Origin of the sequence: Lysobacter sp. Hz25, assembly GCF_046097045.1 — a bacterium.
Lineage (GTDB): Bacteria > Pseudomonadota > Gammaproteobacteria > Xanthomonadales > Xanthomonadaceae > Lysobacter > Lysobacter antibioticus_B.
Genome location: NZ_CP175666.1, coordinates 5,226,780 through 5,252,663, shown reverse-complemented (window position 1 = coordinate 5,252,663; position 25,884 = coordinate 5,226,780). Strand labels below are relative to the sequence as shown.

General features: G+C 68.3%; 20 protein-coding genes. 9 read left to right on the top strand and 11 right to left on the bottom strand.

Annotation, left to right across the window (positions count from 1 at the left end; all coding sequences use genetic code 11):
* Window positions 1-45: 45 nt before the first annotated feature.
* Window positions 46-2,031, bottom strand: a complete 1,986-nt coding sequence (locus ACKN61_RS21710) for a prolyl oligopeptidase family serine peptidase (protein ID WP_408951193.1) — start codon at window positions 2,029-2,031, stop codon at window positions 46-48.
* Between the two features lie 208 nt (window positions 2,032-2,239).
* On the opposite strand from ACKN61_RS21710, the gene ACKN61_RS21705 reads away from it, so the two are divergent.
* Window positions 2,240-3,361 carry a dipeptidase gene (locus ACKN61_RS21705; RefSeq protein WP_408951192.1) on the top strand — a complete coding sequence of 374 codons (1,122 nt, stop codon included), beginning with the start codon at window positions 2,240-2,242 and terminating at the stop codon, window positions 3,359-3,361.
* Window positions 3,362-3,576: 215 nt separating this feature from the next.
* Here ACKN61_RS21705 and dnaG read toward each other — a convergent pair whose 3' ends face one another.
* The 5 genes from dnaG to rpsU all read right to left on the bottom strand — a co-directional run bounded on the left by dnaG (window position 3,577) and on the right by rpsU (window position 7,994).
* Window positions 3,577-5,322 (bottom strand): DNA primase, encoded by a 1,746-nt coding sequence (gene dnaG, locus ACKN61_RS21700; RefSeq protein WP_408951191.1) that lies wholly within the window; start codon window positions 5,320-5,322, stop codon window positions 3,577-3,579.
* 155 nt (window positions 5,323-5,477) lie between these two features.
* Window positions 5,478-6,455: a YihY/virulence factor BrkB family protein gene (locus tag ACKN61_RS21695; RefSeq protein WP_408951190.1), complete on the bottom strand. Its 978-nt coding sequence runs from the start codon at window positions 6,453-6,455 to the stop codon at window positions 5,478-5,480.
* Between the two features lie 132 nt (window positions 6,456-6,587).
* The gene (locus ACKN61_RS21690; RefSeq protein WP_408951189.1) at window positions 6,588-6,725 is read right to left on the bottom strand and encodes an SEC-C metal-binding domain-containing protein; all 138 of its coding nucleotides are present in this window, start codon (window positions 6,723-6,725) and stop codon (window positions 6,588-6,590) included.
* Between the two features lie 398 nt (window positions 6,726-7,123).
* A complete protein-coding gene (locus tag ACKN61_RS21685) occupies window positions 7,124-7,570 on the bottom strand; it encodes a GatB/YqeY domain-containing protein (protein ID WP_031371287.1) in 447 nt (148 codons plus the stop codon).
* Window positions 7,571-7,778: 208 nt separating this feature from the next.
* The gene (rpsU, locus tag ACKN61_RS21680; RefSeq protein WP_031371286.1) at window positions 7,779-7,994 is read right to left on the bottom strand and encodes a 30S ribosomal protein S21; all 216 of its coding nucleotides are present in this window, start codon (window positions 7,992-7,994) and stop codon (window positions 7,779-7,781) included.
* Between the two features lie 137 nt (window positions 7,995-8,131).
* On the opposite strand from rpsU, the gene tsaD reads away from it, so the two are divergent.
* The 3 genes from tsaD (at window position 8,132) to ACKN61_RS21665 (ending at window position 10,584) form a co-directional block, all read left to right on the top strand.
* The gene (gene tsaD / locus ACKN61_RS21675; protein WP_408951188.1) at window positions 8,132-9,154 is read left to right on the top strand and encodes a tRNA (adenosine(37)-N6)-threonylcarbamoyltransferase complex transferase subunit TsaD; all 1,023 of its coding nucleotides are present in this window, start codon (window positions 8,132-8,134) and stop codon (window positions 9,152-9,154) included.
* A gap of 118 nt (window positions 9,155-9,272) precedes the next feature.
* Window positions 9,273-9,623 (top strand): dihydroneopterin aldolase, encoded by a 351-nt coding sequence (gene folB / locus ACKN61_RS21670; protein ID WP_057919345.1) that lies wholly within the window; start codon window positions 9,273-9,275, stop codon window positions 9,621-9,623.
* A gap of 136 nt (window positions 9,624-9,759) precedes the next feature.
* The gene (locus tag ACKN61_RS21665) at window positions 9,760-10,584 is read left to right on the top strand and encodes a DUF6159 family protein (RefSeq protein WP_223621478.1); all 825 of its coding nucleotides are present in this window, start codon (window positions 9,760-9,762) and stop codon (window positions 10,582-10,584) included.
* A 7-nt stretch (window positions 10,585-10,591) separates the two neighbouring features.
* Here the strand turns inward: ACKN61_RS21665 and ACKN61_RS21660 are convergent, their stop codons facing one another.
* Entirely contained in the window at window positions 10,592-11,437 is an 846-nt protein-coding gene (locus ACKN61_RS21660) for a hypothetical protein (protein WP_408951187.1), read from the bottom strand.
* A gap of 234 nt (window positions 11,438-11,671) precedes the next feature.
* Between ACKN61_RS21660 and ACKN61_RS21655 the strand changes: the two genes are divergently transcribed.
* The 3 genes from ACKN61_RS21655 (at window position 11,672) to ACKN61_RS21645 (ending at window position 16,022) form a co-directional block, all read left to right on the top strand.
* Entirely contained in the window at window positions 11,672-12,856 is a 1,185-nt protein-coding gene (locus ACKN61_RS21655) for a class I SAM-dependent methyltransferase (protein WP_408951186.1), read from the top strand.
* A 5-nt stretch (window positions 12,857-12,861) separates the two neighbouring features.
* Complete coding sequence (locus tag ACKN61_RS21650; protein ID WP_408951185.1) at window positions 12,862-13,287, top strand: VanZ family protein; 426 nt, start codon at window positions 12,862-12,864, stop codon at window positions 13,285-13,287.
* A 236-nt stretch (window positions 13,288-13,523) separates the two neighbouring features.
* Window positions 13,524-16,022 carry a TonB-dependent receptor plug domain-containing protein gene (locus ACKN61_RS21645; RefSeq protein WP_408951184.1) on the top strand — a complete coding sequence of 833 codons (2,499 nt, stop codon included), beginning with the start codon at window positions 13,524-13,526 and terminating at the stop codon, window positions 16,020-16,022.
* A 259-nt stretch (window positions 16,023-16,281) separates the two neighbouring features.
* Here the strand turns inward: ACKN61_RS21645 and ACKN61_RS21640 are convergent, their stop codons facing one another.
* From ACKN61_RS21640 to ACKN61_RS21625, 4 genes are all read right to left on the bottom strand, one after another.
* Window positions 16,282-17,511, bottom strand: a complete 1,230-nt coding sequence (locus ACKN61_RS21640) for a multifunctional CCA addition/repair protein (RefSeq protein ID WP_408951183.1) — start codon at window positions 17,509-17,511, stop codon at window positions 16,282-16,284.
* 124 nt (window positions 17,512-17,635) lie between these two features.
* Window positions 17,636-18,013 carry a PH domain-containing protein gene (locus ACKN61_RS21635; RefSeq protein WP_031371277.1) on the bottom strand — a complete coding sequence of 126 codons (378 nt, stop codon included), beginning with the start codon at window positions 18,011-18,013 and terminating at the stop codon, window positions 17,636-17,638.
* 396 nt (window positions 18,014-18,409) lie between these two features.
* Window positions 18,410-19,321 (bottom strand): complex I NDUFA9 subunit family protein, encoded by a 912-nt coding sequence (locus ACKN61_RS21630; RefSeq protein ID WP_408951182.1) that lies wholly within the window; start codon window positions 19,319-19,321, stop codon window positions 18,410-18,412.
* Between the two features lie 10 nt (window positions 19,322-19,331).
* Complete coding sequence (locus tag ACKN61_RS21625) at window positions 19,332-21,404, bottom strand: transglycosylase SLT domain-containing protein (RefSeq protein WP_408951181.1); 2,073 nt, start codon at window positions 21,402-21,404, stop codon at window positions 19,332-19,334.
* 316 nt (window positions 21,405-21,720) lie between these two features.
* Here ACKN61_RS21625 and ACKN61_RS21620 point away from each other — a divergent pair, with 316 nt between their 5' ends.
* A complete protein-coding gene (locus ACKN61_RS21620; protein WP_408951180.1) occupies window positions 21,721-22,518 on the top strand; it encodes a sulfite exporter TauE/SafE family protein in 798 nt (265 codons plus the stop codon).
* A 279-nt stretch (window positions 22,519-22,797) separates the two neighbouring features.
* A complete protein-coding gene (locus ACKN61_RS21615) occupies window positions 22,798-25,725 on the top strand; it encodes a TonB-dependent receptor (protein WP_408951179.1) in 2,928 nt (975 codons plus the stop codon).
* Window positions 25,726-25,884: the final 159 nt, after the last annotated feature.

Genomic DNA, 25,884 nt, shown 5'->3' with positions numbered 1-25,884 from the left:
CATGACAGTTCAAAGACTTCGCGCCTGCCGGCGGGTGTGCCCGCCTCACTTCCCGCCGATCAGATGCTGCTGCCAGAAGGTCATCATCGCCGCACCGAAATAGTCGGTGTTGGCCTTCTTCTGGAAGCCGTGGCCTTCGTCGTCGAACATCAGGAACCACACCGGCACGCCGTTGCCGCGCACCGCCTTCACGATCTGCTCGGCCTCGGTATAGGGCACGCGCGGGTCGTTGCGGCCCTGGGCGACGAACAGCGGCGCGCGGATCTTGCCGGCGTTTCTGAGCGGCGAGATGCGATCGAACACCGCCTTCATCTCGGGCAGGCGCTCGTCGCCGTACTCGGCGCGGCGCAGGTCGCGGCGATACGACTCGGTGTTGGTCAGGAACGTGCTGAAGTCGGAGATGCCGACCACGTCGACGCCGGCGCGGATGCGCTCGCTGTAGTGCACCAGCGAGGCCAGCACCATGTAACCGCCGTAACTGCCGCCGTACACGCCGACGCGTTGCGCATCGAGTTCGGGCTGGGCGCCGATCCAGTCGAGCAGGGCGCCGATGTCCTTGACCGAGTCTTCGCGCTTGTCCGCATTGTCCAGGCCCAGGTAAGTGCGGCCGTAACCGGCCGAACCGCGCACGTTCGGCACCAGCATCGCCACGCCGAGTTCGTTGGCCAGGAACTGCGCGTTGGCGTTGAAGCTCGGCTGCGATTGCGCTTCCGGGCCGCCGTGGATCTGGATCACCACCGGCAGTTTCGTGCCGGCCGGGACCTTCGCCGGCCGGTAGTAGAACGCCGGGATCGTGCGCGCTTGGCCGTCGACGCGGTCGAAGGTCGGATAGCGGATCAAGGTCGGGGTGACGAAACGGCCGGCATCGAGCCCGCCGACTTCGCTGCGGGTCCAGCGCACCAGCCGCTGGGCGGCCAGCTCGATCACGTAGACATCGCTCGGCGAGGTCGCGGTGTTGATCGACACGGCGATGCGCCGGCCGTCGGGCGAGAATTCGGCGCCGCCGATCACCCCGACCGGCAGCGCCGGCAGCTTTACCTCTTTGTGCCCGGGCAGCGACAACACATGCAGCTTGCCGATGCCGTCTTCGTTGCTGACGAACAGCAGGTGGCGGCCGTCCTCGGACAGGCTGAGGTTGCCGACGTCCCAGGGGATGCCGGCACTGAGCACCTCGAGCTTGCCGCTCGCCGGTTCGTGCCGGCGCAGGCTGGCGAACTCCTGCGGCTTGCCGTCGAGGATTTCGTTGGAGACGTAATAGACCGCCTGGCCGTCCTTGGAAAAACGGAAATCGCTGATCGCCGCCTTGCCGCCGTCGACCGGGAACAACTGCAGCTTGCCGGTGTCCAGATCGACCAGGCCCGGATAGGTTTCGCTGGCCGAGACGTACTTGATCACCAGCAACTGCCTGCCGTCCGGCGAGAAATCGGCGGCGCTCCAGGTGCCGCCCTCGGTGACCACCGCGCGCGCCTTACGGCTGGCGAAATCCATCACCCACACGTCGATGTCGCGGCCGTTGCGCGCGGTGCTGCTGTAGGCCAGTTGCTTGCCGTCGTGCGAGAAGCGCGCGTCCTGGTTGCGCGACTTGCCGTCGGTGAGCAGGGCCGTCTCGCGCGTGGCCAGGTCGAACCAGTGCAGTTGCCAGAACTCGTTGCCGCCGACGTCCTTGCCGAATACGAAGCCGTCGAGCGGTTTCGGCGCGGCGTCCGGGCTGTTGAGCGGTTCGCGATGGAAAGTCAGTTGTTCGCGCATGCCCAGCGGTTCGCAGACGCGATGAGCCTGCTGGGTTTCGGCGAAGCGCGTGGCGATCAACAGGCAGCCCTCGCCGGTCCAGCCGCCCAGGCTGGCGCCGCGGGTGTTCTGGTAGCGCTCGAGGCGTTCGAGCAGGGCCGGCGCGATCGCCGGCACGGATTCGCTGATCCGGTTGCCGTCGTGCTCGCGCACGACGCTGCCTTTGGCCGCCTGCGTGGCCAGGGCGGGAGAGACGCAGGCCAAGGCCAGCGCAGCGACGGACAAGGCATGGCGCAGCGACATCGGCGTTCTCCCGGGAAGGATGCGGGCGCGCCGCAGCAGCGGAATTCTGGCGCACGCATACCGAGCTTAGCGCGCCCACCGCGATGCGATCCGTCCCGAAAGTCACGGCTGGAGCGCTGGCGCGTTTGCCTTAGAGTGCCGCGACAGCGCGTGACCAAGCGCACGAATCGCCGCATCCGCGCGCGAGGGCTCATCCAGGGAGGATTCGATGATCGACAGAAGGACGTTTCTGATCGGCGGCGCGGGCGCGCTCGCCAGTGCCTGGGCCGGCGGCCGCGCCTGGGCCGCGGCGCCGCGCTGGGCGCCGTATGCGGATGCGATGGTGATCGACGGCTGCGGCTTCATCGCCGGCGAAGACGGGGCGCCGGGCGCGGCGCTGTCGGCGCAACTCGTCGACGAGGCGCGCCGCAGCGGCCTGCGCGTCCTCCAGACCACGGTCGGCCCGGTCGCCCAGTACGAAGGCGCCTACGAGGAAACGGTACGCAGCATCGGCTTCTGGGAGAACGAAATCCTCGCCCATCCCGAGGTATTCATGGCGGTGCGCAACCGCGCCGACCTCGACACCACGCGGCGCGAGAAGAAGCTCGGCGTGGTCTATCAATTCCAGGACAGCGCGCCGATCGGCGAGAAGCTCGAACGCGTCGACGACTTCCATCGGCTCGGCGTGCGCACCGTGCAACTGACCTACAACCTGCGCAACCTGGTTGGCGACGGTTGCCTGGAGCCTGGCAACGCCGGCCTCAGCCGCTTCGGCCACAGTCTGATCGAACGCCTCAACGCGCGGCGCATCCTGGTCGACCTGGCCCACAGCGGGCGCCGCACCGCGACCGAGGCGATCGCCGCGTCGAAGGCGCCGGTGTTGATCAGCCACACCGGTTGCGCTTCGCTGGTCGAGCGGCCGCGCAACAAGACCGATGCCGAACTGCGCGCGGTCGCCGACGGCGGCGGGGTGGTCGGCATCTACCTGATGCCGTTCCTGCGCGAGAGCGGCCAGACCACCGCCGCCGACGTCATCCGCCACCTCGAACACGCCTTGAAGGTTTGCGGCGAAGACCATGTCGGCATCGGCACCGACAACCTCGTCTCGCCGGTACGCTTGAGCGAGAAGTACCGGCAGCAACACCGCGAGGCGATCCAGGAACGGCGCCGGCTCGGCATTTCGGCGGCCGGCGAAAGCGAAGAGGTGTATCTGTTCGTGCCCGACCTCAACACAGTCGACCGTTTCCAGACCCTGGCCGTGTTGCTGTCGGCGCGCGGACATTCCGATGCGCGCATCGGCAAGATCCTCGGTGGTAATTTCGCCAGGGTGATGGGCGAGGTGTGGGGATGAGGATCGGCGTTTCGGCCGCTGGCGCGGCGTCGCAGCCACTGTAGGAGCGGCGTGAGCCGCGACCCACCGTAGAGGTGATCGAAAGCGCGGCGCTCGAAGCCAGGGCAATCGGCTGGCTCTTGCGCGTCAGCACGGCCTATCGGAACTTCGGATAAGCCGTTGACGTACACCTCTGCGGTGTGTCGCGACTTACGTCGCTCCTACAGGACCAGAACTCAGGGGCTCGGCGACTTCGCCAATCGCGCCTGCTGCAGCGACAGCAGCTCGCGTTTTTCCTCGGTGCTCAGGCCGACCTCGCGGTGCTGGTGCTGCAGCTCGGCCAGGCGCTGTTCGATGGTCTGTTTGTCGAGTTGGGCGACCGCATCGAGAAACTCGCGCTGCAAGGTGTCGTCGTCGCCGGGGAAACTCTGGCTGGCGAGCTTCTGCAGGGCGCCGGCCTGTTCGTGGCCGGCGAACTGTTCGAGCAGGGCGCCGGTGCTGATTTCCGGGCGTTGCTGGACCAGGTCGACGATCTCGACGAGCAGCTCGATGCCGGGCTGGCGCAGTTCGGCGAAACGGTAGGGCGGGGTCAGCGCGGCGGCCAGCGACGGCTTCTGCAGCAGCACCGAGATCGCGCTGCGCACCAGGCTGCGCTTCGGCGTGGGCGCGTGGCGCCCGCCGCCATGCGCGCGCTGGGTCGGCACGTGGGTGTCGGGCGTCGAGGTGCGCGCGCCGACGCCGGTCAGTTCGGTCAGGCGCTGCTTCATCAGGTCGCCGAAGGCGCCGTCGGGAATCTGCGCGAGCAGCGGTTTGGCGCGCTCGGCCAGGCGGCCCTTGCCTTCGAGGGTGTTGAGGTTGACGTCGGCGGCGAGCGAATCGAACAGGAATTGCGACAGCGGCGTGGCCTCGCGCAGGCGCCGGTCGAAACCGTCGGCGCCTTCCTGGCGCACCAACGAATCCGGGTCCTCGCCGTCGGGCAGGAACAGGAAGAAGGCCTGGCGTCCGTCCTTCATGCGCGGCAGCACCGACTCGACCGCCTTCCAGGCCGCGCCGCGTCCGGCGCGGTCGCCGTCGAAACAGAAATAGACGTCGGCGGCGTTGCGGAACAACAGCTCGGCGTGATCGGGCGTGGTCGCCGTGCCCAGGGTCGCCACGGCGGTGTCGACGCCGTGCTGGAACAGCGCGATCACGTCCATATAGCCTTCGACGACGATCAGGCGCGGGATCTTGTTGTGGGTCTGGCGCACCTGCCACAGGCCGTAGAGTTCGCGGCCCTTGTGGAACAGCGGCGTCTCCGGCGAGTTGAGGTATTTGGGCCCGTCTTCCTTGTCGAGCACGCGGCCGCCGAAGGCGATGGTGCGCCCGCGCCGGTCGTGGATCGGGAACATCACCCGGTCGCGGAATTTGTCGTAGACGCGGCCGCTGTCGTTCTTCGAGAACAGGCCGGCGCGTTCGAGCAGTTTCATGCGCCGATCGTCGGTGCCGAGCGCGTCGCGCAGGGCGTTGAACCCGTCGGGCGCATAGCCGATGCCGAAGCGTTCGCGGATGTCGGCGCTGACGCCGCGGCTGTCGAGATAACCCTGGGCCTTGCCGCTGTGGCCGTACTGCTTCTGGAAGAAACGCGAGGCGGCCTCGACCGTGCTGAACAACTCCTGGGTGTCGGAGTCTTCGTTGCGCGCGCGGGTGTCGCGCGGCACTTCGACGCCGACCCGCTTGGCCAGTTCTTCGACCGCATCGAGGAATTCGAGGCGGTCGTAGTTCATCAGGAAGCTGATCGCGGTGCCGTGCGCGCCGCAGCCGAAGCAGTGATAGAACTGCTTGGTCGGCGAGACCGTGAACGAGGGCGAGCGCTCGTCGTGGAACGGGCAGCGCGCCGAGTATTCCTTGCCCTGGCGTTTCAACGGCACGCGCGTGCCGATCACCTCGACGATGTCGGTGCGCGCCAGGAGGTCGTCGATGAAACCGTCGGGAATGCGGGCCATGCGTAGGGCGCCCGCGAAGGGGCGGCGTTGCTCGTCGTGGTCTAACGGTGTCTAGGATGCCATGCGCGGCCGGCCCGCGACGGTTCGGGTCGTGGCCGCTGGGTATCGAATCTGCGCAGTCGTCGCTTTAAGCGCCGAGTTCGCGGCGTGGCTGCTCAGGCGCCGGACGCATCCAGCCCGGCGATGGCGCGTTCGTCGGCCAGGCGCCGGCGCACGCGGGCGTGTTCGTCGAGCATGGCGGTGATCAGGGCGCCGAGCAGGAACACCACGGCGCAGTAGTACATCCACACCAGCATGATCACCAGGCCGCCGGCCGGGCCGTAGGCGGTGCCGAGGCTGGCCTGGCCGAGATAGAAGCCGATCGCGCTGCGCCCGAGCATGAACAGCCCCGCAGTCAGGGCGCCGCCGAACAGGGCCCGGCGCCGGCTGACCGGGCGATCCGGCAACCAGCGGTACATCGCCGCGAACACCAGGGCGTAGAGCGCGAACGAGACGATCGCGGCGAACACCGGCAGCAGGTCGGGCACGTAGGCGATCAGCAACTGCAGCGCCGCCTGCACTGCCATCGACACCACCAGCAGGAAACCGACGCTGATGACCATGCCGAACGACAGCAGGCGCTTGCGCAGCCAGGCGGCGAGGCCGCCGAGGCGTTTGGCGTCGCTGCGGAACACCCGGTTGAGGGCGGCCTGCAACTGGCCGAACACGGCCGAGGCGCCGACCAACAAGGCCAGCGTGCCGAGCAGGGCCGCCAGCGAGCCGGTGCCGGGGCGGTTTTCGGCGTTGGCGACGATCAGGCGGGCGGTGCTCTCGACCTGGTCGCCGACCAGCAGGCCGATCTGGCGGAAGAATTCTTCCTGCGCCGACGGGTACAGAGCGGTGGTCAGCCACAGCACCATCAGCACCAAGGGCGCCAGCGACAGCAGGGTGTAGAAGGACAGCGCTGCGGCCAGGGCGAGGATGTCGTAGTCGATGAAGCGCTGGGCGAACTTGGCCACCCAGCTTTGCTCCAGGCGCGCCTGCAGGGCGTGGATGCGCTGCATCGGGCCATGATCGGCCGCTTCGGCCGCCACGGCGACGTCGCGCTCGGGCGGGCGCTCGCTGGAAAAAGGTGGGGTCTGGGTCGGGGGCATGCGGCTCGCGATGACGGCGCGTGGATCGCCGGGTTCAGTATCCGGGGTCCAGGTTAGCGAGGCGTGGGCGCGGTGTGGAGGCGCCTGAGCGAAAACGGCCGGGCTGCAAGCCCGGCCGTTCGTCGATGGCGGTCACCGACAGCGGTGGACGGCCGTCGTCAGTCCCTGAAGTAGTGATCGCGTTCGGAGCCTTCGTAGCGGCCGTCGCGCAGGCAACAGTTCCTTGAACCTCCGCGTGGAGCCGCATGGGCAGGGATCGTTGCGGCCCAATTTCTCGAGCAGTTCCTTGTCGCCGTGGACCAGGCGCTGGCCGCGCTTGACGTGGGTTTCGGACGGGAAGCCCTTGCGGCGCTTACGCGTGATTTCGCGGGTCGGCTCGAAAGCAACGGGCGTTGGGGTCGTGACGCTTCATGGTGCACTTCCGGGTGTGCGGCCCTTGCGGGCGGGGCTTGGTGTTGCGGGTTTTGTTTGGCTGGCCCCAACCCTTCTGCGTAAACGGGAGAGAGGCTCGGTAAGGGCGAATGTGGCGGATCGAAGCCGGCCGGCCTTCAGCGGCCTTCAGCCGAGTCGTTATCTGCCGTTCCGGCCGAACAGCCCCCTCTCCCGCTTGCGGGAGAGGGCTGGGGTGAGGGCGGGCCCGAAGCCCGCCCCTCATCTATCGAGTGAACTCAGCCCGCCAGACGCTTCTTCGCCAGCGCCGAGACCAGGCCCATGTCGGCCTTGCCGCCCAGCTTGGCCTTCAGCGGGCCCATCAACTTGCCCAGGTCGGACGGTGCGGCCGCGCCGACTTCGGCGATGACTTCCTCCAGCACGACCAGGATCTCGGCTTCGCCGAGCTTGGCCGGGACGTAGCGCTCGATCACCACGATCTCGTCGCGTTCGATCGAAGCCAGGTCCTCGCGCGCGGCCGCCTCGTACTGGCTGACCGAGTCGCGGCGCTGCTTGATCATCTTGTCGAGGATCGCGATCACCGCGGTGTCGTCGAGTTCGATGCGCTCGTCGACTTCCTTCTGCTTGAGCGCGGCGTTGATCAGGCGGATCACGCCGAGGGACTGCTTGTCGCCGCTCTTCATCGCGGCCTTCATGTCGTCGGTAAGGCGTTGCTTGAGGCTCATGGTCTGACCTTAGTGTTGCGGAAGGGGGAGGGCCGCCGGCGGGTGCGATGCCGGCCACGGGGCTCGGCGGTGCGCGGACGCGACAGCGTGATGCGGTTCCGTTTGCGGGGCGCAAACGCAAAAAGCCGGCAGCGCCCGAGGCGCAGCCGGCTTGATAGTCGTTCCCCGCAAACGCCGGCGCTGAAGCCGGGTCGCGCGGAACGAACGATCAGTACAAGCGCTGGCGCTTGGTGACGTCGCGCGACGCGCGGCGCGCCTGGCGCTTCACCGCCGCGGCGGCCTTGCGCTTGCGCTCCTGGGTCGGCTTCTCATAGAACTCGCGCTTGCGGGTTTCAGCCAGTACACCGGCCTTCTCGCAGGTGCGCTTGAAGCGACGCAGGGCAAACTCGAAAGGCTCGTTTTCGCGGACTTTGACGCTGGGCATACGTAATCTCGTTAACGGGAACCGGCCCGGCAGACCGGGAGAGCCGCGCATTATAGCGATGCTCCTGCGGAAGGTGCAACATAGGCACCCATGAATCCGACATTCTCCCAGAAATCGGCGCGCCGAGCAGGGTGCCGATGAAAGTCCTGGGCATCGAAACCAGCTGCGACGAGACCGGTGTGGCCGTTTACGACACCGACGCCGGCCTGCGCGCCCATGCGCTGTACAGCCAGATCGCCCTGCACGCCGAGTACGGCGGGGTGGTCCCGGAGCTGGCCAGCCGCGACCACGTGCGCAAGCTGCTGCCGCTGATCCGCCAGACCCTGGCCGAGTCCGGCCTGGACGTGAACGAGCTCGACGGGGTGGCCTATACCGCCGGCCCCGGTCTGGTCGGGGCCTTGCTGGTCGGGGCCGGGGTGGCGCGTGCGCTGGCCTGGGCCCTGGACGTGCCGGCGATCGGCGTCCACCACATGGAAGGCCACCTGCTGGCGCCGCTGATGGAGGACGACCCGCTCGGCCGCCCGCAGCCGCCGTTCGTGGCCCTGTTGGTCTCCGGCGGGCACACCCAACTGGTCGCGGTCGACGCGATCGGCCAGTACCGCCTGCTCGGCGAGACCCTCGACGACGCGGCCGGCGAGGCCTTCGACAAGACCGCCAAGCTCATGGGCCTGCCGTACCCCGGCGGCCCGCAGTTGGCCGCCCAGGCCGAGCTCGGCCGCCCCGGCCTGTTCAAGTTCGCCCGGCCGATGACCGACCGCCCCGGCCTGGACTTCAGCTTCAGCGGCCTCAAGACCCAGGTCCTGCTGGCCTGGCGCAACAGCGACCAGAGCGAACAGACCCGCGCCGACATCGCCCGCGCCTTCGAGGACGCGGTGGTCGACACCCTGGCGATCAAATGCGCTCGCGCGCTTGATGCGGCCGGTTGCAACACCCTGGTGGTGGCCGGCGGCGTCGGCGCCAACCGGCGCCTGCGCGCCAAATTGGCGACGATGGCGGACAAGCGCGGCGGCCGGGTCTGTTTTCCGCGCCCGGCGTTCTGCACCGACAACGGCGCGATGATCGCCTACGCCGGCGCCCTGCGCTTGCAGGCCGGCCAGTTCGAGAGCGCGGCGGTGAAAGTGACCCCGCGCTGGGACATGGCGTTGTTGCAGGCGGTATAGCTCGTTCGAGCGTTGGGATTCGGGATTCGGGATTCGGGATTCGCAAAGACGATGTGATCCCGCCTACCATTGCTCCGCTTTTCCCCATCCCGAATCCCCAATCTCGAATCCCGGCCCCATGGACCACGTCTTCATCGAAGGCCTCGAAATCGAGGCCGTGATCGGCATCTACGACTGGGAGCGGCGCATCCGCCAGCCCCTGGTGTTCGATCTCGAGATGGCTTTCGACAACCGCGTGCCCGCGGCCAGCGACGCGATCGGCGACACCCTCGACTACAAGGCGATCAGCGACCGCATCGTCGAGTACGCATCGCAGTCGCAGTTCGGCCTGGTCGAGACCTTGGCCGAACGCGTCGCCGCGATCGTGCTGGAGGAATTCGGCGTGCGCCGGGTGCGGCTCAAGCTCAGCAAGCCCAGCGCGATCCGCAATGCGCGCGCGGTCGGGGTGATGATCGAACGCAGCCGCTGAGGCTTCTCGGCAGGGGCCGCCGACGCCGCGTACAAGCGCCCCGCGCGCCCCCGGATTTGCACTCCGTCGCGGCCGCGCTTGCGATTTTCCGCCGCAGGTTCGAGGATGCCCCCGGGATCCATCATGGGGGCATGAGATGTTCGATAAACTTTCGCGCAGTTGGGAACTCGCCAAGGCCAGCGCCTCGGTGCTCAATTCGGATCGCGAGCTGTTGGTGTTTCCGGTGGTGTCGGCGGTCTGCGTGTTGATCGTGCTGGCGACTTTCCTGATTCCGGCCACGGCGCTGGAGATCTTCTCCGATGGCTTCGGTCCCGGCGCCGCGCTGTTCGGCTTCGCGTTCTATTTCTGCCAGTACTTCGTGATCATCTTCTGCAACTGCGCCCTGGTCAGCGCGGCGATGATCCGCCTGGAAGGCGGCGACCCGACCGTCGGCGACGGTTTCCGCGCCGCCGCTTCGCGCCTGCCCACGATCGCCGGTTACGCCGCGATCGCCGCGACCGTCGGCATGATCCTGCAGGCCCTCAAGGACCGCGACAACAATTTCATCGTGCGCATGATCGGCGGCGCGCTCGGCGCGGCGTGGACCATGGCGACCTTCCTGGTGGTGCCGGTGCTGGTCGCCGAAGACGTCGGCCCGATCGATGCGGTCAAGCGTAGCGTGAGCATGTTCAAGCGCACCTGGGGCGAAAGCGCGGCCGGCATGGTCGGCATCGGCCTGGCCACCGGCCTGGCGATGGTCGCCGTCGGCGTGGTCGGTTTCGGCCTGGCCTACCTGCTCGGTCTGGTGTCTTCGGCCCTGGCGGTGCTGCTCGGCGCGGTGACCGTGCTCGTCCTGCTGGCCCTGGCTGTGTACCAGAGCGCGCTCGGCGGCGTGTATTCGGCGGCGCTGTACCGCTATGCGGTCGACGGCGAAATGCCGGCCGGTTTCGAAGGCCTGCAATTGGAAGCGCGCGGCCGTTGAGCCGCGCTCAGGCGACCGGCTCGTCGCCGTTCGCAAAACCGACCAGGATCTGGTCCTCGTCGCCGGCCCGGTCCGGGTAGAACCAGACCACGGCCGCATCGCCGACCCGCGGCACCTGCACCGGGTCGAACAATCCGACCTTGGTCACCCAGCGCTCGGTGCCGGCGTGGTCGGTGAACTTGGCGACGAAGCGCAGGCGCAGCTCGTGATAGATCTCCACGCCGGTGTCGTGGACCTCGGTGATCGCGGCATCCGCGCGCCGGCCTTCGGCGAGCAGGCGCCGGATGCGTTCGGCGCGCGCTGCGTGACGGCGGTGCGCGCGCCAGGCCAGGCCCGCGCAGCACAGCGCCGCCAGCGCCAGCGAGGCCGGCAACCAGTACTGCGCGCTCCAGCCGAGCCAGGCGACGGCGTCCCAGTCCGGGGCGGGCGCGCCCGGCGCATCGGCGAACGAGCCGACCCGCGGCGGCGCCACCCACGAGTCGCCCGCGCCGCGCCAGAAACCCGCCGCGCACGCGAGCAGGGTCGAGGCGAACTGGCCCCAGGTGCTCGCGGCCAGGCCGTACAGCTCCTTGAGCACGTAGCTCAGCAGGAAGCCGGCGATGAAGCCGCCGAACGACCCCACGAACACGCCGAAGAACCACGCCGGCGCGACGTTGTCTGGGTACAGGCTCGGCGGCAGATAGGCTTCGGCGATCGGATAGCGGAGGGTGTCGGCGAGCGAGTAGGCGAACAGCGCCCACAGGCCCCAATAGATCAGCACGAGGATCCACAGGCCGGCGCCGGGCCGGGACGGTCGTTGCATGCGTTCGAGCGCTTGCCGGCGGCGTTCGACGGCTGGATCGATGGTGCTCATGGGCGGGCTTCCGTGCGGGACGCGGCCATCTTGCACGGCGGCGATGAAACGCGAACGCGCACAGGCCCGAATGCCGCCGCTTTAGTACCAAAGCGCTAGCCGTACAGGCGCGCGGCCGCCTCGCGCAAGCCTGCGTTCAGCCTGCACCGCGCAGACCTTCGCGATTCGCCGCGACTGCGCCGGGGCCGTATCCTGTCGGCCTGTTTCCGATGCGCCTGCGACGCCGCCACCGACGTGAATTCCTTCGATCTGCCGACTCCCGATGCCGATGCGCTCGCCCACAGTGCGCGCCTGGCGGCCCTGATCCGCGAGCAGATCCTCGCCCACGGCGGCGCGATCCCGTTCTCGCGCTTCATGGAGCTGGCGCTGTATGCGCCGGGCCTGGGCTATTACAGCGCCGGCGCGAGCAAGTTCGGCGCAAGCGGCGATTTCGTCACCGCGCCGGAGATCGGGCCGATCTTCGCCGCCTGTGTGGCTGAAGCGGTGGCGCCGGTGTTGCAGCAGATCGGGCCGTCGGCGCGTTTCCTCGAACTCGGCGGCGGCACCGGCGCGTTCGCCGAAGTCGCGCTCAAGCGCCTGCTCGAACTGGACGCCTTGCCCGACCGTTACGCGATCCTGGAACCCAGCGCCGAGTTGCGCCATCGCCAGCGCGAACGCCTGCGCGAGCGCCTGGTGCCGCCGCTGTTCGATCTGCTCGAATGGCCGGACGGGCCGTTCGGCGACGAGTGGGACGGCGTGCTGTTCGCCAACGAAGTCATCGATGCCCTGCCGACGCCGCGCTTCGCGATCCGCGACGAGGAAGTGTTCGAGGAATACGTGGTGATCGACGGCGACGGTTTCGCGCGCGAGTTGCGCCCGGCCGACGACTTCCTCGCTCAGGCGGTGCGCATCGCCGAGCGCCGCCTCGAACGCCCGCTCGCCGAGGGCTATCGCTCCGAGCTGTTGCCGCAGCTGCCGTACTGGATCCAGGCGGTCGCCGGCGGCCTGCGCAACGGCGCCATGCTGTTCGTCGACTACGGCTATGCGCGCGCCGAGTTCTACGCGCCCGATCGCGTCGACGGCACCTTGCGTGCGTTCTATCGCCACCGCATGCACGGCGACCCGCTGCTGTGGCCGGGCCTGCAGGACCTGACCGCCTCGGTCGATTTCACCGCCCTGGTCGAGGCCGGCGTCGCCGCCGGTTTCGATCTGTCCGGTTACTGCTCGCAAGCCAGCTTCCTGCTCGGCAACGGCCTGGCCGGGGTGTTGCAGCGGATCGAGCAGATCGAGGACGAACTCGAGAAGCAGCGCCGCCTCAACGAGGTCAAGCGCCTGACCCTGCCGAGCGAAATGGGCGAGCGCTTCCAGGTCATGGGCTTCGAGAAGGGCGTCGAGTTCGGCGTGGCCTTCATGGCCGGCGACCTGAGCTTCCGTCTGTGAGCGGGGTGAGCGAGCTTGGCGCGCGCGGCGTGCTGCGCGGGTTCGAGCGGCCTGCGCTGTGGTGCGCGATCGGCGTGGCGATGATCGCCGCGGTCGCCTGCGCGACCTTGTTGCCGGCGCACGATCTGCCGCCGACGCCGTTCTCGGGTTTCGACAAGGTCGAACATTTTTCCGCGTATGCGGCGATGTCGGCCTACGCGACGATGCTGTTCGCGCGCCTGCGCCCGCAGGCGATCGCCGCGGCCGGCTTGATCGCGCTCGGGGTGGCGCTGGAATTCGCCCAGGCCGGTCTGACCGATTCGCGCACCGGCGACGCCATCGACGCCGCCGCCAACAGCCTCGGCGTGTTCGCCGGCCTGTTCGTGTCGCTGACCCCGGCCTCGCGCTGGCTGCAGCGGCTGGACCGCCGGCTGGCGCGTCGGCGCGCCTGAGGTTTCGCGCACCGCGGCCGGCGGAGGGCGGCTCGGCGGCCTCCAGGCCACTGCTGTTCAGGATCGTCGAGCCGATGGCCGGCTCAAAAAATTGGTTACCGCTGTATCGGTTAGTAGAGGACGGTCACAAAGGCACATTCGGCACAGTCACATGGCCGCTTGCGCAAAGGTTAAATATTTGTGAGGCTCGCCGCGGGCTCTGCAGAGCCTGACCTCATCCTCGCAAGGAACCGACCATGTCCGTAGTGCACCGCAACCGTCTGGCGCTGGCCGTAGCCGCCGCCGTGGCCGCCAGCGCCTTCGTCCCCTCCGCTTTCGCCCAGGAACCCGCCGCTCCGACCAGCCGCGAGGCGACGACTCTCGATGCGGTGCAGGTGACCGGTTCGCGCGCACGCGGCCGCGCCGCCGAGGAAACCGCCGCCCCGGTCGACGTGATCGGCAAGGAAGAGTTGAACGCCACCGGCGCGACCGAGATCGGTCAGATCCTGCAGATGCTGGAGCCCTCGTTCAATTTCTCCCGCACCTTCGTCAGCGACGGCACCGACATCCTGCGTCCGGCGACGTTGCGTTCGCTCGGCCCCGACCAGGTGCTGGTGTTGGTCAACGGCAAGCGCCGCCACCAGCAGGCGCTGGTCAACGTGCAGCAGACCATCGGCCGCGGTTCGGCCGGTACCGACATCAACGCCATTCCGCTGTCGGCGATCGAGCGCATCGAAGTGCTGCGCGACGGCGCCGCGGCGCAATACGGTTCGGACGCGATCTCCGGCGTCATCAACATCATCCTCAAGAAGCAGACCGAGGAAACCCAGCTCTCGTTCCAGGCCGGCAAGTACTACGCCGGCGACGGCGCCAACTACCAGGGCTCGGTCAACACCGGCGTCAAGCTCGGCGGCGACGGCGGCTACCTCAATCTGTCGCTGGAATACCGCGACCGCGCCGAGACCAACCGCGCCGGCCCCGACAGCCTGCGTGTGAGCCCTCCGCGCGTGACCCAGCGCCTCGGCGACGCCGACGCCACCGACGCCTACTTCTGGTTCAACGGCGGCCTGCCGGTCGGCAACGGCGAGTTGTACTGGTTCGGCGGCCTGTCCAGGCGCGAAGGCGACTCCTCCGGCTTCTTCCGCAGCCCGGGCGACAACCGCACCGTGCCGGCGCTGTACCCGAACGGCTTCCTGCCGAACATCCTGACCACCGTCGACGACCACTCGCTCGCGGTCGGCTATAAGGCCCCGATCAACGACAATTGGGATTGGGACATCTCGATCAACCGCGGCCGCAGCAAGTTCGGCTTCGAGGAAAGCAACTCGGTCAACGTCAGCTGGTGGTACGAGCCCAAGCCGGGCGGCGGCATCTACGCCGAGTCGCCGACCAAGGCCGACACCGGCACGCTGCAGTTCGACCAGACCACCTTCAACCTGGATTTCCGCGGCACCCTGAAGGGCTTCAACGACAACCCGCTGTACCTCGGCACCGGCGTGGAATACCGCCAGGACGACTACCAGATCCGCCCCGGCGCGCCGGTGACCTACACCTACGGCCGCACCAACAACCGCGCTATCCCGATCTTCGGCCAGACCGGCGACACCGCCCAGCCTGGCATGCAGGGCTTCCCGGGCTTCTCGCCGAACGAAGCCGTCGACGACGGCCGCCACAACTACGCCGTCTACCTCGACGCCGAAACCAACCTGACCGACCGCTTCCTGCTCGGCGGCGCGGTGCGTTACGAGGATTACTCCGACTTCGGCAACACCACCACCGGCAAGCTCTCGGCGCGTTTCGACGCGACCGAACAGTTCGCCGTGCGCGGCACCGTCTCGACCGGCTTCCGCGCGCCGGGCGTGCAGCAGCTGTTCTACAGCCAGCGCTCGACCAACCTCAACGCCGCCGGCGTGCTCACCGACACCCTGACCGCGCGCCAGGACAGCGCGGTGACGCGCGCCTTCGGCATCGAGCCGCTCAAGGAAGAAACCTCCAAGAGCGCCTCGCTGGGCTTCGTGTTCAAGCCGAACGACCGCTTCTCGCTGACGATGGACGTGTTCCGCATCGACATCGACGACCGCATCATCTTCTCCAGCAACATCCAGCCCGAGAGCGTCGGCACCAACGGCCAGCCCTGCGCGCCCGGCAACGGCAACTGCCCGATCCGCGCGATCCTCGATCCGATCGGCGTCGGCCAGGTGTTGTTCTTCACCAACGCCATCGACACCCGCACCACCGGCCTGGACGTGGTCGCCAGCCACAACACCGAGTTCGCCGGCGGCTCCAAGCTCAACCTGACCGCGCTGGTCCACTTCAACAAGACCGAGGTCAAGGACCGCCGCTCGCAGTCGACGATCCTGTCGCCGGAAGCGCTGTTCGACGACACCCAGGTGACCCTGATCCAGGACGGCCAGCCGCGCGCCCACCACGTGCTGCAGAGCGTGTACGAGATCGGCAAGTGGGAATGGACGGCGCGTGCGAACTACTACGGTTCGGTGGCCGGCGAAGGCTTCACCCCCGGCACCAAGCAGCGCTGGGGCGGCAAGTGGCTCGGCGACCTGGCCGTGCGCTACAAGTTCAACGCCAAGACCAGTCTGACCGTCGGCGGCAACAACATCTTCGACACCTACCCGGACAAGTGGGACACCGTCACCGGTGCGCCGTTCCCGCAGCTCGGCTTCAAGTACGGTTGGGAAACCCTGCCGTTCGGCATGAACGGCGGCAGCTACTACGCACGGATCGATTACCGGTTCTGATAGCGGCACCCTTGCGACACCGAAGCCGCCGCGCATCCGCGCGGCGGCTTCTTGCTTTCTGTAGGAGCGGCGTGAGCCGCGACCAAAAACACAGATGCGCGCAAGCGCTCAAGCCGAAGACCGCCTAATCGGCGCAACCGATCCGGAAAGCCGATCGACTGTCCGGGCTTCGGATGTAAGGCTTTCGATCCCGATCCCGATCCCGCTTGTCGCGGCTCACGCCGCTCCTACAAAAGCTGGCGGTTCGTAGCGGGCGCGATTACTCCGCCGCCGCCTTGCGAACCGCCGCGATCGCGGCGATCCGCGCGCGCCGCACCGCTTCGCCGACTTCGGGTCCGGCCAGGCCGGGGGCGACGTCGTTCGCGCGCACCTTCATCGCCGCGCGCACCGCTTCGCGCAAGGCCGCGCCCGACGGATAGGGTTCGTCCTGCAGCCCCAGGCGCCCGCGCTTGTCGGCCTCGCAGACCAGGCTCATCTGCTCGATCCGCTTCGGGTTGCGGAAACCGTCGCAGCGCGCGATCAGCTCGTAGACGCTGCGCGGGCGCATCTCGGCCAGGCGGTGCACGTTGAGGTGTTCGCGGCAGACCGCTTCGGCGAGCAGGCGATGCTCGGTCGGCACCTTGAGGCGCTCGCACAGGGCCTGCAGCGGCTCCAGGCCGCCGTGTTCGTGGCCGTGATGGCGCGGCAGCAGTTCGGCCGGCGTCAGCGCCTTGCCGAGGTCGTGGGTCAACGCGGCGAAACCGATCAGGTCGTCGCCGGGCGCGAGCTGCGCGGCCATGTCGAGCACCATCTCGGTGTGGATGCCGGTGTCGACCTCAGGATGGTATTCGGGGCGCTGCGGCACGCCGTACAAGGCCTCGACCTCCGGCAGCACCACGGCCAGCGCGCCGGCGTCGTGCAAGGTGCGCACGAACGCCGAAGGCCGCGTGCAGGTCAACGCGCGCCGCAGTTCCTGCCAGACCCGCTCGGCGACCAGCGCCGACAGCTCGCCGGATTCGGCCATTTGCCGCATCAGCGCCATGGTTTCCGGGGCGACGCTGAAACCGTGCTCGGCGAAGCGGGCCATGAAGCGCGCCGCGCGCAGCACCCGCAGCGGATCTTCGACGAAGGCCGGGCCGACATGGCGCAGCACCCGTGCTTCGATATCGCGCGCGCCGCCGTAAGGATCGACCAGAGCGCCGTCGTCGGCGCGGGCGATGGCATTGATGGTGAAATCGCGGCGGACCAGATCGTCTTCGAGCGTCACCGAGGGATCGGTGTCGACCACGAAACCGCGGTAGCCGCGCCCGGACTTGCGTTCGGTGCGCGCCAGCGCGTATTCCTCGCCGGTCTTCGGGTGCAGGAACACCGGGAAATCGCGGCCGACCGCCTTGAAGCCGGCGGCCAGCATGGCCTCGGGCGTTTCGCCGACGACCACGTAGTCGCGATCGCCGGCCGGCAGGCCGAGCAGGGCGTCGCGGACCGCGCCGCCGACGAGATAAGTCTTCATGGTCGTCTCCAGGCGGGAATGGGGAATCGGAAATAGGGACGCTCTGCTCGCAGATGGCGCGGAAGAAGCGGATCTGCTTTGACGATTCTCAATTCCCGATTCCCGATTCCAGATTCCCGGCCGCTCAGCGCGGCGAGTTCTGCGCGAGCAGGGCGACGATGTCTTCCGCTCCGGCGCTGCGGCCGAGGTGGCGGATGATCGGCGTCGCCTGGCCCGACACCCACAGGCGCAGCTCGGCTTCCAGGTCGAAATGGCCGGCGGTCTCCAGCGAGAACATCACGATGCTGCGATACGGCAGGCTGAGGAATTCGGTCTTGCGGCCGGTGACGCCCTGCTTGTCGACCAGGATCAGGCGACGATCGGTGAACACGATCAGGTCGCGGACCTCGCCGAACGCGCGCTGCACGGTTTCGCCGGGCGCGAGCAGGGGTTGGAAGTCTTCGCCGACCTTCTCGGCGGATTTGGCGCCGGCATGGCCGAGCAAGGTGTCGAGCAGCCCCATGGGGATCTCCTTGTGATGGGCAGTGGCCTGCATCCTAGCGCGCGCTGGCGGCGGCGGCGATGACGCCTTGCTTTAAGGGTAGGAGCGGCGCGAGCCGCGACTGCGGGCTTGCGGATCGCGTCGCAGGTTCGGGTAGTGGCGCAGTCGCGACTTGCGTCGCTCCTACCCAAAAGCGCGGCGTCGTTTCCCTTGTAGGAGCGGCGTGAGCCGCGACCCACCGCAGAGGCGTACGCCAGCGCCCTCGACGAAGATTCGATAAACGGCACGACCTATCCGGAAAGCGAGCGTCTGTCCGGGCTTCGGATACCTAACGCTTTCGCTCACCTCTGCGGTGGGTCGCGACTGACGTCGCTCCTACAAGAAGCCGTGGCGTCGTTGTTGCCGCGAGGAGGTGGCTCAACCGCTGCGCGCGGTCAGCCCCAGGATTTCCGGCAGATGCGCCAGCACCGGCGTCGGGCTGACGCCCAGCTTGAGCAAACCGTTCTCGACGCTGGTCGAGTCGGTCTGCAGCGAGCGCCAGTTGTCGCGGCTGATCGGTTTGCCGGGCAGCCACTCGCCGATCTCGGCCTGCAGTTTGCCGAGCGATTCCGGCAGCGGCAGCACCGCACGCAGGCGTCGGCGCGCACGCGCCGTCGCGCGCACGATCTCGGCGAGGGTCATCACCTCGGGGCCGACCAGGTTGTAGCTGCGGCCGACGTGGCTGTCGTCGGCGAGCGCGTTGACGAAGGCCTGGGTGACGTCGCCGATCCAGACCGGCTGGAAGCGCGCGTTGGCCCGTCCCATCGGCAACAGCGGTGCGTAGCGCAGCAGCGCGTCGAAGCGGCAGAACAGGCCGTCGCCGGGACCTGCGATGACCGAGGGGCGCAGCAGGGTCCAGGCCAGCTTGGAGGCGCGCACGCGCTGCTCGGCGCGGCCACGCGATTCCAGGTAATGGCTGTGGCCGGTGCCGGCGTTGAGCGCGCTCATCTGCAGCAAGCGCGACACGCCCATGTCGCGCATCGCTTCGAGCAAGGCGTCCAGCAGTTCGACGTAGACGTGCTCGAAGCCGGCGCCGCTGTCGCCCTGCTCGTTGAGGATGCCGACCAGGTTGACCACCGCGTCGACGTCGTCGAGCACGGCGCGCAGGAAATCCGGGTTGCCGATATCGCCTTCGATGATGCTGGCGTCGCGCGACAGCAGTTTTTTCTTGGCCGGGTCGACGCCGCGGCTCAGCACGGTGATGCGGTATTGCTCGCGCAGCAGATGTTCGACGAGATGGCGGCCGACGAAACCGGTACCGCCGAGAATCAGAACATGACGACGGGGCATGGCGGCAGGCTCACTCTTGTTCGGCCGGCGCCGGCGCGGTCGCGGCGACGCTCGCCGCTGGGCAGGCGAAGGACTTGCGCTTGCCGGTGGCGATGCCGCGCATGCGGTCGCTGACGTTGTGGGCGTCGCCGTTGAGGCGCCAGTCGTAGATCACGCTGAAGGCGAGCACGCGCGCGACGTATTCGCGGGTCTCCTTGTAGCTGATGGTCTCGATCCAGAACTCCGGCTCCATGCCCGGGCGTTGCGACTGCCAGCGCGCCAGCGGCGCCGGGCCGGCGTTGTAGCCGGCCATGGCGAAGTAGGGCTGGCCGCCGTACTTGTCGAGCAACTGACGCAGATAGGCGGTGCCGAGGATGATGTTGGTGTCGGAGTCGTACAGGCTGGCGGCGCCGCCCCAGGGCAGGCCCAGGCTCTTGGCGACCGCCGCGCCGGTGCCGGGCAGCACCTGCATCAGGCCCATCGCGTTGGCGCCCGAGCGCGCGGTCGGGTTGAAGATGCTCTCGGCGCGGATTTCGGCGGCGACCCAGGCCGGGTCGATGCCGTTCTTGGCCGACTCGCGGCGGATCGTGTCGCCGTGGTGGAGCGGGAAGCGCAGGTAGTACAGGCGCTGTTCCTGCGGGGTCTTGTTGAGCGAGAACACCGCGCGGTCGAACCAGTTGTAGCTCTGCGCCACTTCGATCGCGATGCGGCGCTGGGAGTCGTCGAAGCGGCTCAGCGCGTCGTCCCATTCGCGCACCGCCCAACCGGTGCGTTCGATCTGGAACAGCCCCATCGCCCGCAACAGGGCCGGGTCGCGCGCGATCGCGGCCTTGGCCGCGGCGCTGTCGGTCGGTTGCACCGGGCACAGCGCATACGGCGCGCCGAGCCGGTCGGCAGCCATGAAGCCGTGGAAATCGGTCTTCTTCGCCGCTTCGCGGTAGAGGCGGTCGGCGCCGGCCTTGTCGCCGGCGCGTTCGCTGAGGCGGGCCTCGAAATACTGCCAGCGCGAATCGCCGCGTTGCTTGGCGCCCATCTTCTTGATCGCGGCGAGTGCGCCGGCCCAGTCCGAACGGGCCATCGCTTCGCGCGCGCGCCACTCGTGCAGGCGTTCGTCGTAGGCGACCTCGGGCACGGCGTTGAGGCGGCGCGCCGATTCGGCTTCGTAGGACGCCACCGACCACAGCGCAGTCTGGTACAGCACCCGGCCGCGGTCGGCGTCGCTGAAGCCGAGCGCGTTGGCGTACTTGGGCAATTGCTGCTCGGCGCTGGCCGGCTGGGCCTTGGCGAGCTTGGCCAGGCCGTAGGAAGCGATCTTGCGGCTGCGTTCGGTCTTCGGCCACGACAGTGCGCGTTCGTTGACGCTGTCGAGGAAGGCGGCGTAGTCGTTCGCTTGTGCGAGTTCGGCGGCGGGCAATCCGCGCGCGGCCGAACGCATCACTGCCGGCTGCCATTCGGCGGCCGCGGCCTCGATGCGCTCCCAGCGCAACTCCGGCGACAGCGCGCCCTGGGCCGCGAGCACCGCGAACGGGCCGTCGCAACTGTCGGGCAGGGATTTGCCGCTGCTGCGCCAGATCGCCTGCGCTTCGCGCGTCCAGCTCGCGTCGGTGCGGCCCAGGGCCTGGCGCGCGTTCAATTCGGCGCAGCGCAGGCTGACGCTGCGTTCCTTGCCGGTCGCGCTCTTCGGCGTCCACGCGGCGAGGAAACTCGGCCAGTCTTCGCGACGCGCGGTCGCCGCCAGCCAGATTTCGCGGAAGGCTTCGCCCGAGGCTTCCTTGCCGCGGCGGGCGAGGAAATCCTGGGCCTGGCCGTTGTTGACCGTGTCGATGCCGCGGCGCAGGTTGGCGTATTCGACCCAACCGTACAGCGGATGCCGCGCCAGATCGGCGTATTGGCCGCTGTCGAACGGACCGCGCTCGGCCGCTTCGATCGCCGCGCGCAGGCGCGGCAGCAGCGGGTCGACCGCAGGCGCCGGCAAGGCGTTGACGACCGGCGCCGGCTTGACCGCGGCCTGGGTCGGCGCCGAGGCCGGGGTCTGGGCGCAAGCGGTGGTGGCGAGGGCCGCGGCGAGCGCAGCGATGGCGAGTGTGTAGGGGCGTGGCAGCATCGTCGGACTATAGCCCAGCACGCATGAATGCCTTATGTGAACATTCGCTGTCGATGCGCTGCTTGCGAAGCGCGTCGCAGCTTGCCCGGCGCTCGTTCGAAGGCTGGCCTACGCATTCGCGCCGTTATGCCGCGCCGTTGTTGCTTCAGGATCGTGGAGGCGATGCGAAGGTTCGGCGCGAGCGGGCTCGTGCAGTCGATCGTTGTCACACGTTGCTCTTGCGGACGTGCCTGCGAACCGGCGCATCGCGGCAGGCGTTCGCGGCGCGGCACTGCGACCATGTAGGCTCGACCCTGATCTTGCGGAGCATTCGACGGTGACAGCCTGGTTGGTTTTTCTCGCATTGGGCGCCGTGGCCGGCGTGCTCGCCGGCTTGCTCGGCATCGGCGGCGGCCTGGTACTGGTCGCCGCGCTCGCCTGGCTGGCGCCGCTGATGGGCATTCCGCAGGAAGCGGCCATGCACACCGCGCTGGCCAGTTCGCTGGCCAGCATCGTATTGACCGCGACCGCCTCGGCCCGCGCGCATGCCAAGCGCGGCAGCGTGATGTGGCCGACTGTGCGCTGGATGGTGCCGGGGCTGCTGCTCGGCGGTTGGCTCGGCAGTTTCGTCGCCGTGCGCATCGACGGCGATTGGCTGCGTCTGATCGTTGCTGGCTACTGCCTGATCGCTGCCGCGCAGTTGCTGTTCGGCAAGAACGGCGCACCGCTCGCCGACGGTGCGCCGCCGCCGCAGGGCCTGCCGCTGTCGGCCGCGGGCGTCGGCATCGGCGCGGTGTCGGCCGTGGTCGGCATCGGCGGCGGCAGCATGACCGTGCCCTTGCTGGTCTGGCGCGGCGTCGCCCCGGTACGCGCAGTCGGCACGTCCTCGGCCTGCGGCGTGGCGATCGGCCTGGCCAGTGCGGTCGGCTACGCCTTCAACGCACCGGCCGGGGCCTTGCCCGAGCACGCCATCGGCTACGTCTACCTGCCGGCGGCGATCGGCGTCGCCATCGCCTCGGTGTTCGCCGCGCCCTACGGCACCCGGCTCGCCCACAAGTTGCACGGCGACACCCTCAAGCGGGTGTTCGCGGCGTTCCTGATCCTGGTCGCGGTCAGCCTGCTGCTCGGCGGCTGAAGCGCGACCGCGGTCGCGTTTGCGCGCCTGGCCGGCACGAGCTGCGGCCGTCGTCGGGTATTAACTGAACAGGCGTCGGTCGTTCGCCCATAGGCGACGTACGTCTCAGCCCGCAGCCGATCCCGATCAGAAATGGGACCGAGTTGGCAAGTAGTCCCTATTTGCGCCTTGTGGCGGATTCACGAATTGTTTACAACCTCCCGGTGCCGTCCGACATGGATGGACGGCGTGCCAATAGCCATCAGAGCTACAGCCACATTCTTGAGGGAGAGAGAGTCGATGAAAGTGTCGCGTCGTCATGCCTTGGCGAAAGCCATTCAGTTGTCCCTGCTGGTCGCCCTGCCGGGGCTCGCAGCCGCCCAGGAAGCAGCGCCTGCCCGAGACGCCACCACGCTGGACACCGTCCAGGTCACCGGCACTCGCATCAAGAAGGCCGAGATCGAAAGCCAGGTCCCGGTCCAGACCCTCACCCGCGACGACATCGAGCGCACCGGTCTGACCTCGATCGGCGACGTGGTGCAGGAGCTCACCGGCGCCGGTTCGGCGCTCAACACCAAGTTCAATTCCTCCGGCAACTTCGGCTTCTCGCCCAACGGCGACGGCGTCGGCGCCGGTTCGGCCCAGGTCGACCTGCGCCACCTCGGGCCCAAGCGCGTCCTCGTCCTCGTCGACGGCATGCGCTGGGTCAACGAATCCTCGGCTTCCGGCGTGGGCGCGGCGACCGACCTCAACACCATCCCGCTGGCCATCGTCGAGCGCATCGAAGTGCTGGAAGACGGCGCGTCCTCGCTGTACGGCTCCGACGCGATCGCCGGCGTGGTCAACATCATCACCCGCCGCAATTTCGACGGCGGTCAGATCACCCTCAACTACGGCCAGTACGGCGAAGGCGACGGCGAGCTCAAGGGCTTCGATGCGGCCTGGGGCTACAACACCGACCGCGCCAACCTGTTCCTGGGCTTGAGCTACGTCGATCAGGACCCGGTGTTCTCGCGCGACCGCGAACTCTCGCGCGTGCCGGTGCCGGGCCTGGGCGTGGAGACCGGCAGCTCGGCGACGCCGAACGGCCGCTTCATCATCACCCCGGCGACCGCCAGCACCGCGTGCCCGCTGACGGATGTCGACGACGATCCGAGCACGCCGTCGATCCCGTTCTGCAACATCACCACGCCCAACGGCAGCAGCTTCCCGAACGGCGTGCGCTACCCGCAGGACTTCATCCGTTTCACCGGCGCCAACCGCTACAACTTCGCCGAACAGAACATGCTGCTGACGCCGTCCAAGCGCACCGGCGTGTTCGGCCAGTTCCGCTACCACTTCAACGACAACGTGCAGGCCTACGTCAAGGCGCTGTACAACCGTCGTGAGTCGGTCAACCAGGCCGCGCCGGAACCGCTGTTCCTGGGCCTGGACGCCGGCACCGGCAACCCCTGGTCCGAGCACATCACCGTCTCGCGCCTCAACCCGTATAACCCGTTCGGCTTCGACCTCACCACCGAAGGCGCGAACCCGAACCTGGTCCTGATCGGCCGTCGTCCGGTCGAGGGCGGCCCGCGCATCTTCGAGCAGGAAGTCGACACCAAGTACATCGCCGCGGGCGTGGAAGGCAGCTTCGACGCCGGCGACCGCACCTTCTTCTGGGACGTCAACTTCGCCAGCAACAAGAACGAAGCCGAACAGACCAACCGCGGCAGCTACAACATCCGCAACATCAACATCGCCGTGGGCGACCCGGCGGTGTGCGCCGCGACCCCGGGCTGCGTGCCGCTGAACCTGTTCGGCGGCCCGGGCACGATCACTCCGGCGATGCTGCAGTGGATCAGCCCGATCGTGCGCGACCGCAGCGAGCAGAAGCTGCAGACCTTCACCGCCAACCTGTCGGGCGACCTGTTCGAAGCCTGGGCCGGCCCGCTGTCGTTCGCCGCCGGTTACGAATACCGCAAGTACGAAGGCTTCTATTCGCCCGATGCGATCACCGTGGCCGGTTTCTACAACGGCACCCAGTCGCTGCCGACCCAGGGCGAGTACGACGTCAACGAAGCCTATGTCGAACTCAACCTGCCGCTGATCAAGGAAGGCAGCTTCGGCAAGAGCCTCGACCTGAGCCTGGCCGGGCGCTATTCGGATTACTCGACCTTCGGCGGCCAGTTCACCCCGAAATACGGCCTGCGTTGGCAGGTCGCCGATGAATTCCTGCTGCGCACCACCTACGCCGAAGGCTTCCGCGCGCCGTCGATCGGCGAGTTGTTCGGCTCGGCCAGCCGCGCCGACCTGCAGCTCAGCGATCCCTGCCTGATCTCGATCACCGGCTCGCCGGCGACCGGCAACCGCGCCAACTGCGCCGCCCTCGGCGTGCCGGCCGGCGCGACCCAGGCCAACAGCCAGATCTCGGTGCAGACCGGCGGCAACCCGGACCTCGAGCCGGAAACCGCGCGCAGCTTCACCGCCGGCTTCGTCTACAGCCCGGCCTGGGCCGCGGGCGTGCCGTGGTCGGACAAGTTCGACTTTGAAGTGACCTTCTACCGCCACTCGCTGGAAGGCGCGGTGCAGGCGATCGACGCCCAGACCCAGCTCAACCTGTGCGTGCAGACGCTCGACCCGACTTACTGCGGCGGCATCACCCGTTCCAGCGTCGGCGGCATCAACTCCTTCGAGAACAAGCTGACCAACCTGGGTTCGATCAAGACCTCCGGCTGGGACGTGGACTTCTTCTGGACCCTGCCGGAAACCTCGCTCGGCCAGTTCAAGGTCAGCTGGCAGAACACCTTCGTGACCCAGTACGACGCCGTCGGCGCGGCCGGCCAGGTGCAGCCGCGCCGTCCGGGCGTGGAAGTCAACGACAGCGCGATCCCCGAGTGGACCTCGAACGCGAGCCTGTCGTGGAAGCGCAACGCCTGGACCGCGTCGTGGACGATCCGCCACATCTCCGACATGACCGAAATCTGCCAGGCCTCGGCGCTGGACTCGCCGTACTGCGACAACCCGGTCACCGGCGACAACAAGCTCGATGCGATCACCTACCACGACCTGCAGGTGGGCTATCACATCGACTGGCTGAAGGGCCTGCAGATCACCGGTGGCGTCAACAACGTCGCCGACAAGGATCCGCCGGTGTGCCTGTCGTGCTCGCTCAACGGTTACGACGCCTCGACCTACGACATTCCGGGCGGCCGTTTCTTCTACCTGCGCGCCGATCTGCGCTTCTGATCGACGAGCGGCGACCGGCGCAGGCCGGTCGCTCGCGGGTCAAGTCTTGAAACACGAACGGCCGGTGCTTGCACCGGCCGTTTTGTTTTGGGCGCCGATGAGTTGTGTTGCTTCGTGCCCCCGCTCTTCCTGTAGGAGCGGCGTGAGCCGCGACCGCGG